Genomic DNA, 14,854 nt, shown 5'->3' with positions numbered 1-14,854 from the left:
TCTTGAAACTGACGTTAACAGCACGTATCTAAACTGTCATTCCACTAACGCTTTTTTAATGACCTTTGAGGGAGAACCTGCACCATGATGCGAATTGTGCTGTTTTTAGCCACTAACTTAGCGGTGTTGCTGGTTGCCAGCTTAACGCTGCGCCTGTTTGGGGTGGAAAGTTACCTAAGCAGTCAGGGCATCAACTTTACTAGCCTGCTGATTTTCTGCTTTATCTTCGGCATGGTCGGCTCGCTGATATCGCTGTTTATTTCCAAGTGGATGGCAAAGCGTTCAACTGGCACCGTAATTATTGAAACACCGTCCAATTCAACTGAGCAGTGGCTGTTGGATACGGTGGCCGAACTTTCCCGCGAAGCGGGTATTAAAACGCCAGAAGTGGGTATTTTTCCGGCTCAGCAGTCCAATGCATTTGCCACCGGCTGGAATAAAAACGATGCACTAGTCGCTGTATCTGCTGGACTACTAAACCGTATGCGTCCTGAAGAAGTGCGCGCGGTGCTGGCCCACGAAATTGGCCACGTAGCCAACGGCGACATGGTGACACTGGCGCTGATTCAAGGCGTTGTGAACACCTTTGTGATGTTCTTTGCCCGTGTGGTGGCACAGTTAGTTGACAACTTCTTAAAAAGCCGCAGCGACGGCGAAGGTGGCCTTGGTTTTATCGGTTACTTTGCCGTAGTGATCGTGGCAGAAATTGTCTTTGGTATTGTCGCTTCTGCAATCGTTGCTTGGTTCTCGCGCTATCGCGAATACCGTGCCGATGAAGCAGGTGCACGCTTGGCAGGCACCGGTGCAATGGTGAATGCGCTGGCACGCCTGAAAGCGGAAACTGAAATGCCTGACCAAATGCCTGACACGCTGCGCGCAATGGCTATTACCAAAGGCCAGACGCGCTCTCTGTTAGAGCAGCTATTTGCCAGCCACCCGCCGCTAGATGATCGCATTCGTGCTTTAAAAGAAGCGGCTTACCGTCAGTAACACATATTCGCCGCATAACCCACAAGGCCCGCAAATGCGGGCCTTGTGCTTTCTAAATCACCTCACTACCAATACCACCGCCACCGCACACCTATGCGCACTGGACTTGAAAACCAGCCGCTAGCAATGGCGCTTCCAGCACCGTTGCATCGTTTTCTAGCAACACGCGCAGCGTGGCAAACTCTCGACGCAGGGGATAGTTTGATCGACAATCATCAAAGCCCTTTTTGATTCCCTGATGAAACACGTGCCGCTGCAGCATATCGTGGTCACGGCGCACATCGTATACCGCTCGCACACAAAGCCGCAGCGCATCTTCTACTGGCAAAGCCTGCTGCAACGTTAGCTCAGCAAGCGCTGGTAGCGGGCAAAGTTCACTAAAACGTAACGGACTGGGCTGACCTATATGCTCAGCGAACGCTTGTTGAATCATCCACGTTCCGCGCAATTTGCCATCAAGGCTATGCCCTGCAATATGGGGGGTCGCCAACGCGACTAAATCACGCAACCCAGCATCTATCTCCGGCTCATCTTCCCAAACATCGAGAATAGCCGTGATATCACCTTTACCCGCCAAACGACTACGTAGCGCTAAGCCGTCAATACAGTCGCCACGTCCAGCGTTCAGCAACACAGCCCCTGGGGCTAGGTCGTTAATGCGCTCGGCGTTAAGCAGCTGATAGGTAGTATGGGGACCATCTTTTACTAGTGGCGTATGCAGACATAGCACATCACAGCGCTCGATTAGAGTATCAAGTGAGAAAAACTCGCCCAGCGCACCTGTTGCTTCTTCCTTCGGTGGATCACACACTAAAGTAGCCACACCCAGTGCTTGTAAGCGCTGCTGTAGGCGCCCACCTACATTGCCAGCACCCACAATCCCCACCGTGCGCGTCAGCAACGACCACCCTTCACGTTCACTCACCAGCAACAGGCTGCTAAGCACATAATCCACCACGGCATCGGCATTGCAGCCAGGAGCGCTAGCAAAACCAATACCACGCTCGTTTAATAGCGCATGGTCGATATGGTCAGTGCCAATGGTGCAGGTACCCACGAAACGAACAGGGCTTTTTGCCAGCAGCGCCTGATTTACCTGAGTAATCGAGCGTACGATCAGCGCGTCGGCATCGGCTACATCGACAGGACGAATCTCACGCCCAGACAGACGCTGCAGTGTGCCAAACGGTTCAAAACACTGATCAGCAGCGGGGATATTCGCATCGATAACAAGTTTCATAGGCGTTTTCGTATCCGGGCTTTACAATACGCCCGCAACGGCTTGCTGTGCAGGCGTGATCAATAAGCAGTTAAGGAGATGGGTGTGATCGTACGCTGGGAAACCGACCATGACTATGTGTTGGTTCATATTCACCAGGATATGTTTGGCGACTGGATTTTCAGCCGCGCCTGGGGGCAAATCGGCACCCAGTTTGGCGGACTAAAGCACCAGTTGGCAGATACTCTGGAACAAGCGCAAATGTGGATGGAAGATGAGGCCACTATCCAGACCTCGCGAGGATTTCGCAAGGTGCTAGAAGCAGCCGATCATACGCCTGAAGGACAGGAAGCTATGCGGCAGCTGTCACTACTTGATGCACTGTAATGCACGCTTCCTGCCTGAGCCATTACGTTTAACCTAAATAACGCCGCCCGCTGCGCTGGTGCGCCCCAATGGGTGGCGCACTTTCGGGCGGGGTGGTGAGCGCTGCAAGAGACGCCTCGTCCAGCCAACCGCGCGCTTGTAACCATGCGCTCAGTCGTTCGATATCAAAGCCTCTGTCCAGCTCTTCTCCGTTACCATCCATCAAGACCGGAATGCGTACGCCATAACGCTTTACCAGGGCGTCGTCGTCGCTAATTTCGATGCGATGAAGCGACACTTCTTGGTTAGCCATCGTCACCAGCAGTGATTCTAGCTGGGCGCATAAGTGGCAGCCTAAAGTTGTGTAAATCGATAGCTGAATCATAACCGGTGCGTTATTTCTCTCTACTGTTTATGCCGTAATACAAACACATGGTGCAGGTTGGTTCGACGCTGAAAATCCGGGTCAAAGGTGCGCGACGTTATGTCCTCCACTGCGTAACGCTCACTGAGTTCTTCGGCCAGCTTAAAACGCCGTTGGTTGTTTGAGAAGACTAAAGTACCGCCCGGCGCTAGGCGCGCCATGGCAAGCTCCACTAACCGAGGATGGTCACGCTGCACGTCTAGGGTGTCGCGCATTTTCTTGGAGTTAGAGAACGTCGGCGGGTCCATAAAGATCAGATCAAATTCGGCATTCGCAGTTTCAAGCCAGCGGAAACAGTCATCCCGCACCACGCGATGCAGCCTCGGGTCGAGTTTATTCAACGCAAAGTTATCTTTCGCCCACTCAAGGTAGGTATTGGACATATCGACGCTGACGCTGTCGCTTGCCCCCCCTAAGGCTGCCTGCACAGTGGCTGTGGCGGTATAGCAAAATAGATTCAAGAAGCGCTTACCGCTAGCCATCTCGTTAAGCATGCGACGTACGGGACGATGATCCAAAAACAAACCGGTGTCTAAGTAATCACGCAGGTTTACCCATAGCCGCGCATCGCCTTCGCGCACTTCAAATCGTTCGCCGCTGGCATCGCGCTTTTGGTACTGAGCAGTGCCAGTTTGGCGCTCACGACGCTTGATATAAATCTTACTTGGGTCAACGTCGAGGGCCTCAGGCATCACTTCCAAGGCGTCAAACAGGCGCTTTTGAGCCTGAGCAGGGTTAATGGAACTAGGCGCTGCGTACTCTTGAACGTGCACTCTGTCACCATAACGGTCGACGGCCAGCGCATACTCCGGCATATCGGCGTCATAAACGCGATAGCAGGTCTCACCGCTCTTCTTTAGCCACTTTTTCAGACGTTTTTGATTTTTTGCCAAACGATTGGCAAACATCTGGGCATTTTCCGACACTGCAGGCTTGGCACTGGCGGTTACTGCCGACACCATTTCACCGCTGTCTGAAGCAGATGAGGCGCTTTCACTGTCTGCTTGGCTGGCCGAGCTTGCTGTGTGATGGGCAATCTCCATCAGTAGCAGTTTGGCATCCAGCGCACCGTTTTTCAGCGCATACTGCTTATGAGCCCGTAGCCCCAGGCGATGGCCCAAATCGGGATTGCCGGTAAAAAGCGCCAACGTCCAGCCAGGAAACAGTGCTTTTGCCTTTTCACCCAGCTGGGCATACAAACGCACCAGCTCAGGTAATTCGCCTAAGCGCTCGCCATAAGGCGGGTTAGTAATTAATAACCCACGTTCAGCAGTAATAGTCTCTGGCCTAGTTAGCTGGCTAAGGCTCTGCCCATGCAAGGTAATTAGCGCAGGAATGCCAGCACGCATGGCGTTGGCTTTTGCCGCCGTCAGTGCCGCCGGGCTCTGATCAAAGCCCACTAGCGCCGTTTTACAGCGTTTACGGCCTATCGAAGCCCGCGCCTCGGCTTCGCGCTTTAGCTCTTTCCACACTGGCTCTTCGTGCCCTGCCCAGCCTTGAAAACCGAAGCGCTCCCGATTGAGATTGGGCGCTTGATCAGCGGCCATTAGCGCCGCTTCAATCAATAGTGTGCCTGCGCCACACAGTGGGTCTAACAGCGGCTCACCGGCTTTTGCGCGCTCAGGCCAGCCAGCACGTACTAGCAATGCCGCTGCCAAATTCTCTTTCAGCGGCGCATGGCCCACATCGCGGCGGTAGCCACGACGGTGCAAACTTTCGCCTGAAAGATCAATTCCCAGGCTTAAATTAGCACGGTGTAAGTGGGCATAGATGCGCAAATCGGGCGTTTTGGTATCAACATTGGGACGCTCCTGACCTGCTAACTGTAGCGAATCAACAACGCCATCTTTCACCGTTTGGGCACCAAAGCGAGTATGGCGAATGTGATCGCTACGACCATGGAAATCGACCGCCAACGTTTTGCCTGGCGTTAAATGCTGTGTCCAGGGCAGTCGGGCAACCACGTCACGTACCTGCTCGGCAGTATCGATCATCGACTCCCGAGCCAACAGCAAAATAATGCGGTTAGCTAACCGTGACCACAGGCATATGCGATAGGCGGTTTCTAGATTAGCGGAAAAATAAACGCCCGCCACGGTCGTTTTACCTGGCTCGGCTCCTAGCGCTGACAGCTCATCAGCTAAAAGGCTTTCAATGCCTTTAGGACAGGTGGCAAGGAGGTTTAAAGGGGCAGTTTGGCTCGACTCGGTCATGTTTATCGCCGCGCGTAAGAGCGCGATATTCCTATATATGGCAAATGAGTTTACGTCTTATGACAATTTGATGGTCGACAAGTGACCCCATAATGAGCTAACAATAGGAGTGTAGCTACTGAAAAACGCATGCGTTGTTTGTCAGGGGTCTATTAGCAAACTTGCTTTCAAGATCTCTAGCTTGTCGAGTCTGCCGCTTTGCCCGTTCAGCACGTGAGTGCTAGGCACTAGCGTTGAGTGGCGGCTTGCTGAAGTTATCTATCGAAATAGCGCTGATGCAAAGACGACATTTTTGCCCAGTTTGCTTTTCTTATCAAAGGCTTTCGTGAAAAGAGGTTAGCCAATGAAACGACAAAAACGTGATCGCTTCCAACGGGCTTATGTTCACGGCTATAAAGCGGGCATTACGGGTCGCTCCCGAGATGACTGCCCCAGTCAAGATGTTAATTTACGCGAGTATTGGATGAGTGGTTGGCGTGAAGGTCGCGGTGATCAGTGGGATGGGATGACCGGCGTCTCCGGTATCCATAAAAATCCCTTGGTAATGACCTAGTTATTTTACCTTTCAAACATGACATTCGGAGTACGGAGCCCGCTGACAAGCGGGCTTTTTTATTGCCATCGCGCCCCTTGCGAGCACTGGCTGACCTATCACCTTAACGATGCTGCTTAAGCGCCAAGGCGCACGTTTTTACTAACCCAGGCCCTTGGTAGATCAACCCCGAGTAGAGCTGCACCAGATCTGCACCAGCAGCAATTTTTGCAGCGGCGGTCTCACCACTATCAATCCCTCCGACACCTATAATAGGTAACGTTGGCAGCTGTGCACGCAGCAGACGAATGACCGTATTTGACGCTTCAAAAACGGGTTTTCCAGACAATCCACCTGCCTCTGCTGCCTGTGGATCACTTTTTACCGCCTCGCGAGATATCGTGGTATTGGTCGCAATCACACCATCCAACCCGTTACGCGCGATACTACCCGCCACCAACGCCACCTCTTCTTCGCTCATATCTGGGGCGATTTTAACCAGTAGCGGCACCTTGCGGCCTAACGCATCATCCAGCGCTTGGCTGCGCGAACGAATAGGACCTAGCAGTGCATCCAGCTGCTCACCGAACTGCAACGTTCGCAGCCCTGGTGTGTTAGGCGAGGAAATATTCACTGCAATATAATCAGCCACACCGTGCACCGCATCTAAGCAAAGCAGGTAATCATCAAGCGCGTTTTCCACAGAGGTGGCTAAGTTTTTACCAATATTAATGCCCACCACGCCCTTGTAGTGGCGCTTTTTCACCTGGGCGACAAGGTGCTCAACCCCTTTGTTATTGAACCCAAAGCGGTTAATGATCGCCTCGTGACCTGCAAGCCGGAACAGGCGCGGTTTTGGGTTTCCTGGCTGCGCTTTGGGGGTAACGGTACCTACTTCTACAAACCCAAAGCCCAACGCGCCCAACGCATCCAAATGATCGGCGTTTTTATCTAGCCCTGCGGCTAACCCTACCCGATTACTAAAACGCAGCCCCATTAGCTCAACAGGGTCACTCACAGGCTCACCATATACCCGCTGCACACCGCCAACCCGATGCAGAGTATCTAACGCACCCAGCGCCAACCCATGAGATGTTTCAGGGTCGAGTCGAAATAGCAGCGAACGGGCGAAGTTATACATCAGCGAGGTTCTCCAGAGCAGTGGGCATGAAGCAGGCGAACGAGCACGCTACTTGTGAACAAATAGACAGCATAGCGCGCGGCGCGCAGAGTATAGCGTAAATCAAGTTATCTTCGCAGCGTTGAGCAGCGAGAAAGGCGATGCAGTGGAAAAGCGGTCTCAAGAGCGGTCTCAAGAGCGATCTCAAGAACAGTCCCAAGAACAGTATCAAGAACAGTCACAAAAAACCGCGCCCTGATTAGGGGCGCGGTAGGTGGTGTTACTCATCGAGCAAGTGGATAGCGAGCTTGTGACTTACGCTTCGCTATCACTTTCAGCAAGATCGACCAATTCACGCACGGCAACGGCAAATAGTGCAAAGCCAACTTCACTACCACCGCGCACTTCATCAATCAAACGACACCAACGACGGTGTAGCTCTGCGTGCTGTTCAAGCCACTGGGCGACCCGCTCTTGGGTGTCGCGGCTACCCGCTTCCAACTTCAAGACACTGGTGGTTAGGGCAAGCTGCTGACGGTCAATGTCATCACGGAAGGTTTCTCGCGCTTGTGCCTGCCATGCATCGCGCACTTCAAGCTGGGTCACCTGCTGGATCATCCAGGGTAGCTCTAGACGACTACCGATTTCATAGAATACTTCAGCCACACGCTGAGGCTTCTCATTGGCAACCCGCGCTGCGTGAATAATTCCCAAACCTGCGTAGAGACTGGGCGCCGCAGCTACGGTAGAGGCCAGCGCTTCCGGCACCCCGGCCTCTAGCAGCTCGTCACACCGCTTACGCCATGCAGACTGCTCTTCTCCGCTAAGCAGTTCACCAATACCTTCTTGCAGTTGAGCAAGACGAGGACCGAAATACTCAATTGTATCTTGAGTGGACAGCCCCAAATGCTGACGCAGGAACCAGCGCGTTGCACGGCGAATCATGCGCATTAGGTCAAGCATCATCGAGTACTGAACACGGTTCGGCACTTGGTTATCCAGCGCCTCGATTTGCTCCCACAGAGACGTGAGGTTAAACGCATCTCGAGCGACCACATAAGCGCGAGCAATATCAGCACGCCCTGCGCCAGTTGAGTCCATTAGGCGACGAACAAACACAATGCCCATATGATCGACTAAGTCGTTGGCTACCTGAGTAGCCACTATTTCACGCTTTAGGCGGTGGTCATACATTTCTGTCTGATAGCGCTGCGTCAATACGTCAGGGAACAAGCGCTCTAGGTGACGGTGAATGTAGAGATCATCCGGCACCTCAGAGTTGATCAGATCGCCTTTAAGAGTGCTCTTAGCGTAAGAAATCAGCACCGAGAGCTCAGGCAGCCGCATGCCTTGGTCGTGACTGGCACGCTCTTTAAGCACGTCATCGGCAGGCAAAAATTCTAGTTCACGATCAATTTGGCCGGCTGACTCAAGCTCACTAATAAAGCGACGGTATGGCCCCATGCCTTGGTGAGACAGTATTTCTGACAGATCCAGCGCTTGGGTTTGACGATAGTTATCGAGAATTACCAGGTTGGCGACTTCTTCGGTCATATCGGCTAACAGCTGATTACGCTGCTTGTCGGTCATATCGCCACGTTTAACCACTTCATCGATCAATATCTTGATATTGACCTCATGGTCAGAACAGTTAACGCCACCGGCATTATCGATAAAGTCAGTATAAACGCGCACCCCTTTTGCAGCCGCTTCCATACGACCACGCTGGGTCAAGCCCAAGTTGCCGCCCTCACCAACAACGCGGCAGTTCAACTCGGCGCCATTAATGCGCAGCGCGTCATTGGCTTTGTCACCTACGTCTGCGTCGGTTTCATCGGAGCTCTTCACATAGGTACCGATACCACCATTCCACAACAGATCGACCTTAGCCATCAGCATGGCACGGATCAGGTCATTGGGTGAAAGGCGCGTCTCTTCGATACCAAACACCTGCTGCATTTCCGGAGATATTGGAATGGATTTAGCACTGCGGCTAAAGACACCGCCACCCTGGGAGATCAGTTCAGCACTGTAGTCTTCCCAGCTGGAGCGAGGGAGGTTAAACATACGCTTACGCTCAGCGAAGGCAGCTTCTGCGTCAGGGTTTGGATCGACAAAAATATGCAGATGGTTGAATGCGCCTACTAGCTGGATTTTGTCCGACAACAACATACCGTTGCCGAAAACGTCGCCAGCCATATCGCCAATGCCAACCACAGTGAACAAATCTTGCTGGGTGTTTACGTCGAGATTTTTGAAATGACGCTTGACGGACTCCCAGGCACCACGCGCGGTAATCGCCATTTTCTTGTGGTCGTAACCGTTAGCACCGCCAGAGGCAAAAGCATCACCGAGCCAGTGGCCATACTCTATGGATATCTCGTTTGCGATGTCCGAGAAAGTTGCGGTCCCTTTATCGGCAGCTACCACGAGGTAGCTATCGTCGCCATCATGGCGCACCACATTTTGCGGTGGCACAACCTCTCCACCCACCAGGTTGTCAGTGACATCCAGCAGTGCGCGAATAAAGATTTTGTAACAAGCGATGCCTTCTTTCTGTTGGGTTTCACGATCAGCATTTTCTGGCATGCGTTTGCATACGAAGCCGCCTTTAGCACCCACCGGCACGATGACTGCGTTTTTCACCTGCTGGGCTTTCACTAGGCCTAGCACTTCGGTGCGGAAGTCTTCGTGACGATCTGACCAACGTAAGCCACCGCGAGCTACTTTGCCGCCACGCAGGTGGACACCTTCTACACGTGGCGAGCAAACAAAGATCTCAAACGCCGGGCGAGGCTTGGGCATGCCGGTGACTTTCGACGGCTCCAATTTATAGGCGATGTAATCTTTGAAACGACCGCCATCAGCTTTCTGGTAATAGTTAGTGCGCAAGGTCGCTTGAATAAGCTCCATAAAACGGCGCAGCAACTGATCGTCGTTTAGGCTAGCAACACCTTCTAGGTGCTCGTTTAAGCGCGCAAGGCAGTCATCTAAACTGCTTGGCTGACGCGCGGGATCGAAACGTAGCCGGAAAAGCTCAACGAGCGCTTGGGTAATAGCCGGGTAACTAGCCAAAGTGGCTGCGATATAGTCCTGCGACATACCAAAGCGAATTTGCTTAAGGTAACGGGCGTAACCGCGCAGCATGGCCACTTCGCGCCAATCAAGACCAGCACCAATAATCAGACGGTTAAAGGCGTCGTTATCGGCCTCTCCTGCCCATATTCGCTTAAATGCTTCGCTGAAGGTGTCACGCATTTCGCTTAAATTCACACCTTCACGACTATGCTCTAGCTCGAAATCATGAATCCAGTAACGTTGCTGCGGGGCATTAATGTCGTAGGGACGTTCACCAATAACGCGCAGTCCCAAGTTTTCCATCATTGGTAGCACGTCAGACAGCGGAATCTGTGTTTCACGATGGAAAAGCTTAAGGTTCATGCCACCTGCTTGCTCTTCCAGGGGGCGATAAAGCGACAGCGAGAGGTCATCACCACTATCTAGGGTCAGTAAATGCTGAACATCAAACACCGCGGTGCGAGCATTGAAATCTTCTCGATAACTGGCCGAGAAGGCATTATGGAAATGGTCCATTTGGTGATTAGCGCGCTCTTCACCAAAGCCTTCTATCATTGCTTCTTGAAGCTCATCGCGCCAGCTGCGCGCCAAACGTGCCACTTTGCTCTCTAAGCGCTTAAGATCGTATTGGCTTGGCCCTTCCCCATTAAAGCGCAGAATAAGCTGAATACGAGCTAGCACCGACTCTGACAAGTAGGTATTGAAATCACCAAAGCGAGCGTCTAACTCATCACACAGCATTGCTTGTATACGCTGACGCAGGTCAGTAGAGAAAACGTCTCTTGGTACAAATACTAAGCAAGAGTAAAACTTACCGCTGACGTCCGCGCGAATAAATAAGCGCACCTGGCGGCGTTCACGAATATTGAGGATACCAAGCGCAGTGCTGGCCAAGGATTCCGTGCTGATCTGGAACAGGTCATCACGAGGATACACTTCCAACACTTGCAGCAGCTGTTTGCCGTTGTGCCCCTGAGGGTTAAATCCAGCAATATCCATCACGGCTTTTAACTTGCGACGCAGCAGCGGAATATTACGTGGCGATTCGTTATAAACCGTGGCAGTGAACAAGCCAAAGAAGCGCCGCTCGCCAATCACATTGCCGTCATCGTCATAGCGGTCGACGGTAATGTAATCAGGATACGTGGGGCGATGCACCCGGGAGTGATGCGCGCTTTTAGCAAACGACAGTAGCTGAGGCACTAGCACGTAATCGTCATTCTCACCAATGCCTTCTTCAGTGCGGATACGCTCACGGTAGCGTGGCTGGTCAAGGCGGAAAACACCTAACACACTGTTGGGGTCACGCTGCAGCTCTTTGCCTTCTAGCAGATACTCGTCATAACCCAGGAAGGTAAAGTTGTCTTTAAGTAACCACTCTAAAAACGCAATAGCTTCTTCATGATCATCAGGGTCAATTTGCGGCGGACAGTTTTTCTCTAGCTCTTGAATAGCCTCAGTAATTTGTCCACACATGCCATCAAAGTCACTAACCGCCGTTCTCACATCACGCAATACTTCGTGAAGGTTATGCTCGATCTTGGTCAATGACTCAGCATCAGAATGGCGATCAACTTCAATGACCATCAATGATTCGCGCGCTTCAGGCGCGTTTTCATCTCTTGGTGAAGCGAGTTTTTTGAGCTGGTGCTGATCATCACGAGCGACAGCGAAGACGGCATTTTGAATAGCGTGAACCGTTAGGCCACGACGATTGAGTTCGATTCGAACCGAATCAACCAGAAATGGCATGTCTTCGTGTAAAACAGCAACAAAGGTGTGAGTTGACTGCCAGCCATGCTCTTCAAAGTCAGGGTTAAAGATGCGTACTTTGGGACTTTTTAAGTCATGGTGCTGCAGAAACTGCCAAATCGATAGTGTGGCCCCATACAGGTCGTCTAAGCGTCGATCTACCAAATCTTCCACGGGAACGGTGGCATAAAAATGGCGAGCAAACGCTTCAATCTCTGCTGAGCGCTCCGGCTCCAGTCGCGCATCCAATCGCTCTTGTAGCTGCTTTAAAAGGTCTCGCCGACTCTCTTCGATCGCAACGTAATGCATCCATCACCTCGACTGCCTGGGGCCACTATTTAGGCCAAAAAACGAAGGACAATAGGCCTTTAGGCCAAACTATCCATTAGCTTACGCTACCGATGCTCGTCCCCCTAACCATCTGACAGGTTATTCATGGTGTATGCCGCTTGTGCATCATAAGTACTATTGACAAGCTTTTATTGCCCACTGTTTTTGCGCGTGAGTAATACACCGCATTCACAATGTTCTGTGAACGGAAACTGATCAAATAACGCAAACCGTTCAATATGGTGTGTTTTAGTCAGTATGGTTAAGTTTTCAGCAAGCGTCGCTGGATTGCATGAAATATAGACGATTTGGGCGTATTCGCTGATTTGATGGCAACTTTCCGCGTCCAGTCCCGCTCTTGGTGGGTCGACTAGTACGGTTGAAAACTCATACGCATCCAACGCCATCTCCGTCACTCGGCGGCCTGTTTTCTCGCCTTTTAGCGCCAGCGCGAACTCCTCAGCGGACATTCTTGCCACCTGGGCATTGGTCACGCCGTTAGCCTCCAGGTTGACGTTAGCACTGGCTACCGAGGTGCGGGAAATTTCCGTTGCCAGTACGCGTCGGAAGTTCTCTGCTAACGCAATGGTAAAATTACCGTTACCACAGTAAAGCTCCACCAGGTCTTCATCTTGTCGTCCGGCGGTAGCCTCTCTGGCCCAGCTAAGCATGGTCTGGCAGATATGCGCGTTTGGCTGAGTAAAGCTGTTTTCGACCTGCTGGTAAACCAGCTCGCGGCCATCAACGGTTAAGCGTTCCCACACGTGATCACGGGTTAGCACTAGGCGCTGTTTGCGAGAACGACCAATAATCATGATGCCAAGCGCTTCTTCCAGTGCGCGGGCCTCAGCTTCCCAGGTATCACTTAGTGGGCGATGGTAAATCAGCGTGACCAACGCCTCACCAGACAATGTGGTTAAAAACTCAACCTGAAATAAGCGGCGGCGAAGTTCATCGCTGGCAAGAAACGCTTCTCGCAGACGCGGCATCAGCGCATTGATATGCTCACTGGCGACAGGAAACTGATCCAAGCGCACAACCCGCTTACTTTTGGGATTGTCCGGATCGACCTCAAACATAGCGTAAAAAAGGTCATCATCTTCATGCCAGATGCGAAACTCACAGCGCTGCCGGTAGTGACTGGGCGGCGAAGGGTAAACTTCAAGCGTAGGTGTGGTGAACGCCGCAAAGGTCTTCTCCACGTAGGCTTGCTTTTCAGCAAGCTGTTCAGCATAACGTTCGGGTTCTACAGTGGGGATCGCCAAGGTGGCTCCTCTTTGAAGTCAATAACATGAATAAAAATAAACAATCTAACAGGGTGACTACACTACATTAGGAATTGTTAATCGTTGTGGCGCTTGAAAGCCAAAGCGTGCCAGTCCGTTAGTAAGCTGCTCTGCTGGCGCTGTTGTAAAGCAACGCCCATCGTGGGTGTGGTTATCTAAAATAGTTGCCACTTGGCCTACTCGACGGGCAATGGCGTCGCCAGAGTCTACCCACACCAGCGGTACCGGCGACAGGCTAATTAACTTGGGCTTCAACAACGGGAAATGAGTGCAGCCCAGCACCACAGTATCGAGCGCTGGGTTAGCCTGGGTAGCTTGCCATAAAGGCATCAGTGCTTGGTTTAATCGCTGCTCATTTATCGGCGCCTCTGATAGCCACGCTTCTGCTTCCGTAACCAGCGCATCTGCCGCCACCTTAGTGACTAAGCAGTCACTTGCGAAGCTGTTAATCAACGCCTGAGTATACGGCCTGTTGACGGTCGCCGTTGTGGCGAGCAACCCGATATGACGCGTTTGACTACTTAGCGCGGCAGGCTTGATCGCAGGCACCGTACCAACAACCGGAATATCCAGCGTTTTTCGCAACCCCTCTAACGCCAACGTACTGGCAGTATTACAAGCAACCACCAAGACACTTGCCTGGCAGGCGTCTACCGCTGCTTTGCACACCGCCACAATACGTTTAGAAAGCGTCACATCATCGCGAAGACCGTAAGGCAGCCAAGCGTTATCACAGGCATAACACATTGCTAAATGGGGGTAGTGTCGGCGAAGCGCCTGAGCAACGGAAAGCCCGCCCACACCTGAATCAAACAGCAGTACAGGTCCCAACATCACTGTTTACCCATTTCATATGCTATAGGCACGTCTAACCTCTCAAACCGCCAATAAAAACGGGGCGCTAGTTTAGCATGCCCCGTTCCACTTTGACTGTTTGCCTTACACGCTATAACGATGGCACTTCAGCACCCCGTAATTCGGCATATAGCTCTGGGTAGGCTTGCTGTAAGCGCTCTAATTCCTTTTCGGCACCCTCGGGCAATGCTTGACGCAATTCTTCCATATCCTCTTCGCTAAAATGTTTGTCAATCAGAGGGAACAGCCCCTCTCTTTCATGACGGAGGTAGGCACGGTGTGCATCAAGATACGCTTTCAACGCCTCAGCAAAGCGATCCATTGGCAACACGTTATCCATTAAGATCATGTCGATATCATCGGATAAGCGGGAAAGGCGCGGCTTTAATTTACGATAGTCGCTGGCCATTTGCTCCATCAATGGAAGGTGTTCTGGCGCTTGCTCCTGCAGGCGCTCAACGCAAATTTTTTCCAGCGGTGACGCAAAGCCATCCATATAGGACAAAATGTAGTCCACTACTTCCCGCATCAGCTGAAAATCGGGACGCTCACCGCTCGCTAGCGTTTTGTGTTTAAGCTGTAACACATGGAGCATTCGCGCCATGTTGGCATGATCTAGACGCAGTTGGTTTAACATCTTGCCGTCTCCTTTGTAAGTGCCTTACCTTTCGCCCATACCTTACCAACGC

At 52.0% G+C, this 14,854-nt stretch carries 11 protein-coding genes; 3 read left to right on the top strand and 8 right to left on the bottom strand.

Going from position 1 to position 14,854, the window contains the following annotated elements; all coding sequences use genetic code 11:
• Positions 1-84: 84 nt before the first annotated feature.
• The gene (gene htpX, locus CR46_RS0103770) at positions 85-990 is read left to right on the top strand and encodes a protease HtpX (RefSeq protein WP_009722583.1); all 906 of its coding nucleotides are present in this window, start codon (positions 85-87) and stop codon (positions 988-990) included.
• Between the two features lie 91 nt (positions 991-1,081).
• Here htpX and pdxB read toward each other — a convergent pair whose 3' ends face one another.
• On the bottom strand, positions 1,082-2,230 hold the full coding sequence (gene pdxB / locus CR46_RS0103765) for a 4-phosphoerythronate dehydrogenase PdxB (protein WP_030070187.1): 1,149 nt from the start codon (positions 2,228-2,230) through the stop codon (positions 1,082-1,084).
• Between the two features lie 84 nt (positions 2,231-2,314).
• Between pdxB and CR46_RS0103760 the strand changes: the two genes are divergently transcribed.
• Complete coding sequence (locus CR46_RS0103760) at positions 2,315-2,596, top strand: WGR domain-containing protein (RefSeq protein ID WP_030070186.1); 282 nt, start codon at positions 2,315-2,317, stop codon at positions 2,594-2,596.
• Between the two features lie 28 nt (positions 2,597-2,624).
• Here CR46_RS0103760 and CR46_RS0103755 read toward each other — a convergent pair whose 3' ends face one another.
• Both CR46_RS0103755 and rlmKL read right to left on the bottom strand, forming a co-directional pair.
• A complete protein-coding gene (locus CR46_RS0103755; protein ID WP_030070185.1) occupies positions 2,625-2,960 on the bottom strand; it encodes a glutaredoxin family protein in 336 nt (111 codons plus the stop codon).
• A gap of 20 nt (positions 2,961-2,980) precedes the next feature.
• The gene (rlmKL, locus tag CR46_RS0103750) at positions 2,981-5,212 is read right to left on the bottom strand and encodes a bifunctional 23S rRNA (guanine(2069)-N(7))-methyltransferase RlmK/23S rRNA (guanine(2445)-N(2))-methyltransferase RlmL (RefSeq protein ID WP_030070184.1); all 2,232 of its coding nucleotides are present in this window, start codon (positions 5,210-5,212) and stop codon (positions 2,981-2,983) included.
• Positions 5,213-5,555: 343 nt separating this feature from the next.
• Here rlmKL and rmf point away from each other — a divergent pair, with 343 nt between their 5' ends.
• Positions 5,556-5,765, top strand: a complete 210-nt coding sequence (gene rmf, locus CR46_RS0103740; protein WP_030070183.1) for a ribosome modulation factor — start codon at positions 5,556-5,558, stop codon at positions 5,763-5,765.
• Positions 5,766-5,868: 103 nt separating this feature from the next.
• On the opposite strand, the gene CR46_RS0103735 is transcribed toward rmf, so the two are convergent.
• The 5 genes from CR46_RS0103735 to CR46_RS0103715 all read right to left on the bottom strand — a co-directional run bounded on the left by CR46_RS0103735 (position 5,869) and on the right by CR46_RS0103715 (position 14,802).
• Positions 5,869-6,885 carry a quinone-dependent dihydroorotate dehydrogenase gene (locus tag CR46_RS0103735; protein WP_030070182.1) on the bottom strand — a complete coding sequence of 339 codons (1,017 nt, stop codon included), beginning with the start codon at positions 6,883-6,885 and terminating at the stop codon, positions 5,869-5,871.
• 294 nt (positions 6,886-7,179) lie between these two features.
• The gene (locus tag CR46_RS0103730; RefSeq protein ID WP_030070181.1) at positions 7,180-12,003 is read right to left on the bottom strand and encodes an NAD-glutamate dehydrogenase; all 4,824 of its coding nucleotides are present in this window, start codon (positions 12,001-12,003) and stop codon (positions 7,180-7,182) included.
• A 170-nt stretch (positions 12,004-12,173) separates the two neighbouring features.
• A complete protein-coding gene (gene trmA / locus CR46_RS0103725) occupies positions 12,174-13,289 on the bottom strand; it encodes a tRNA (uridine(54)-C5)-methyltransferase TrmA (protein WP_030070180.1) in 1,116 nt (371 codons plus the stop codon).
• 57 nt (positions 13,290-13,346) lie between these two features.
• Positions 13,347-14,144 carry a glutamate racemase gene (murI, locus tag CR46_RS0103720; RefSeq protein ID WP_030070179.1) on the bottom strand — a complete coding sequence of 266 codons (798 nt, stop codon included), beginning with the start codon at positions 14,142-14,144 and terminating at the stop codon, positions 13,347-13,349.
• A 112-nt stretch (positions 14,145-14,256) separates the two neighbouring features.
• Positions 14,257-14,802: a hemerythrin domain-containing protein gene (locus CR46_RS0103715; protein WP_030070178.1), complete on the bottom strand. Its 546-nt coding sequence runs from the start codon at positions 14,800-14,802 to the stop codon at positions 14,257-14,259.
• Positions 14,803-14,854 lie beyond the last annotated feature (52 nt).

Source organism: Vreelandella neptunia, from assembly GCF_000712975.1.
Classification (GTDB): domain Bacteria; phylum Pseudomonadota; class Gammaproteobacteria; order Pseudomonadales; family Halomonadaceae; genus Vreelandella; species Vreelandella qaidamensis.
This window is presented reverse-complemented; position numbering and strand designations above follow the sequence as displayed.

Excerpts from the sequence above, each read along its gene's own strand:
- murI (WP_030070179.1), bottom strand. The coding sequence starts at position 14,144 with ATGTTGGGACCTGTACTGCTGTTTGATTCAGGTGTGGGCGGGCTTTCC.
- CR46_RS0103715 (WP_030070178.1), bottom strand. The coding sequence starts at position 14,802 with ATGTTAAACCAACTGCGTCTAGATCATGCCAACATGGCGCGAATGCTC.
- CR46_RS0103755 (WP_030070185.1), bottom strand. The coding sequence starts at position 2,960 with ATGATTCAGCTATCGATTTACACAACTTTAGGCTGCCACTTATGCGCC.
- rmf (WP_030070183.1), top strand. The coding sequence starts at position 5,556 with ATGAAACGACAAAAACGTGATCGCTTCCAACGGGCTTATGTTCACGGC.
- CR46_RS0103735 (WP_030070182.1), bottom strand. The coding sequence starts at position 6,885 with ATGTATAACTTCGCCCGTTCGCTGCTATTTCGACTCGACCCTGAAACA.
- rlmKL (WP_030070184.1), bottom strand. The coding sequence starts at position 5,212 with ATGACCGAGTCGAGCCAAACTGCCCCTTTAAACCTCCTTGCCACCTGT.
- pdxB (WP_030070187.1), bottom strand. The coding sequence starts at position 2,230 with ATGAAACTTGTTATCGATGCGAATATCCCCGCTGCTGATCAGTGTTTT.
- htpX (WP_009722583.1), top strand. The coding sequence starts at position 85 with ATGATGCGAATTGTGCTGTTTTTAGCCACTAACTTAGCGGTGTTGCTG.
- CR46_RS0103730 (WP_030070181.1), bottom strand. The coding sequence starts at position 12,003 with ATGCATTACGTTGCGATCGAAGAGAGTCGGCGAGACCTTTTAAAGCAG.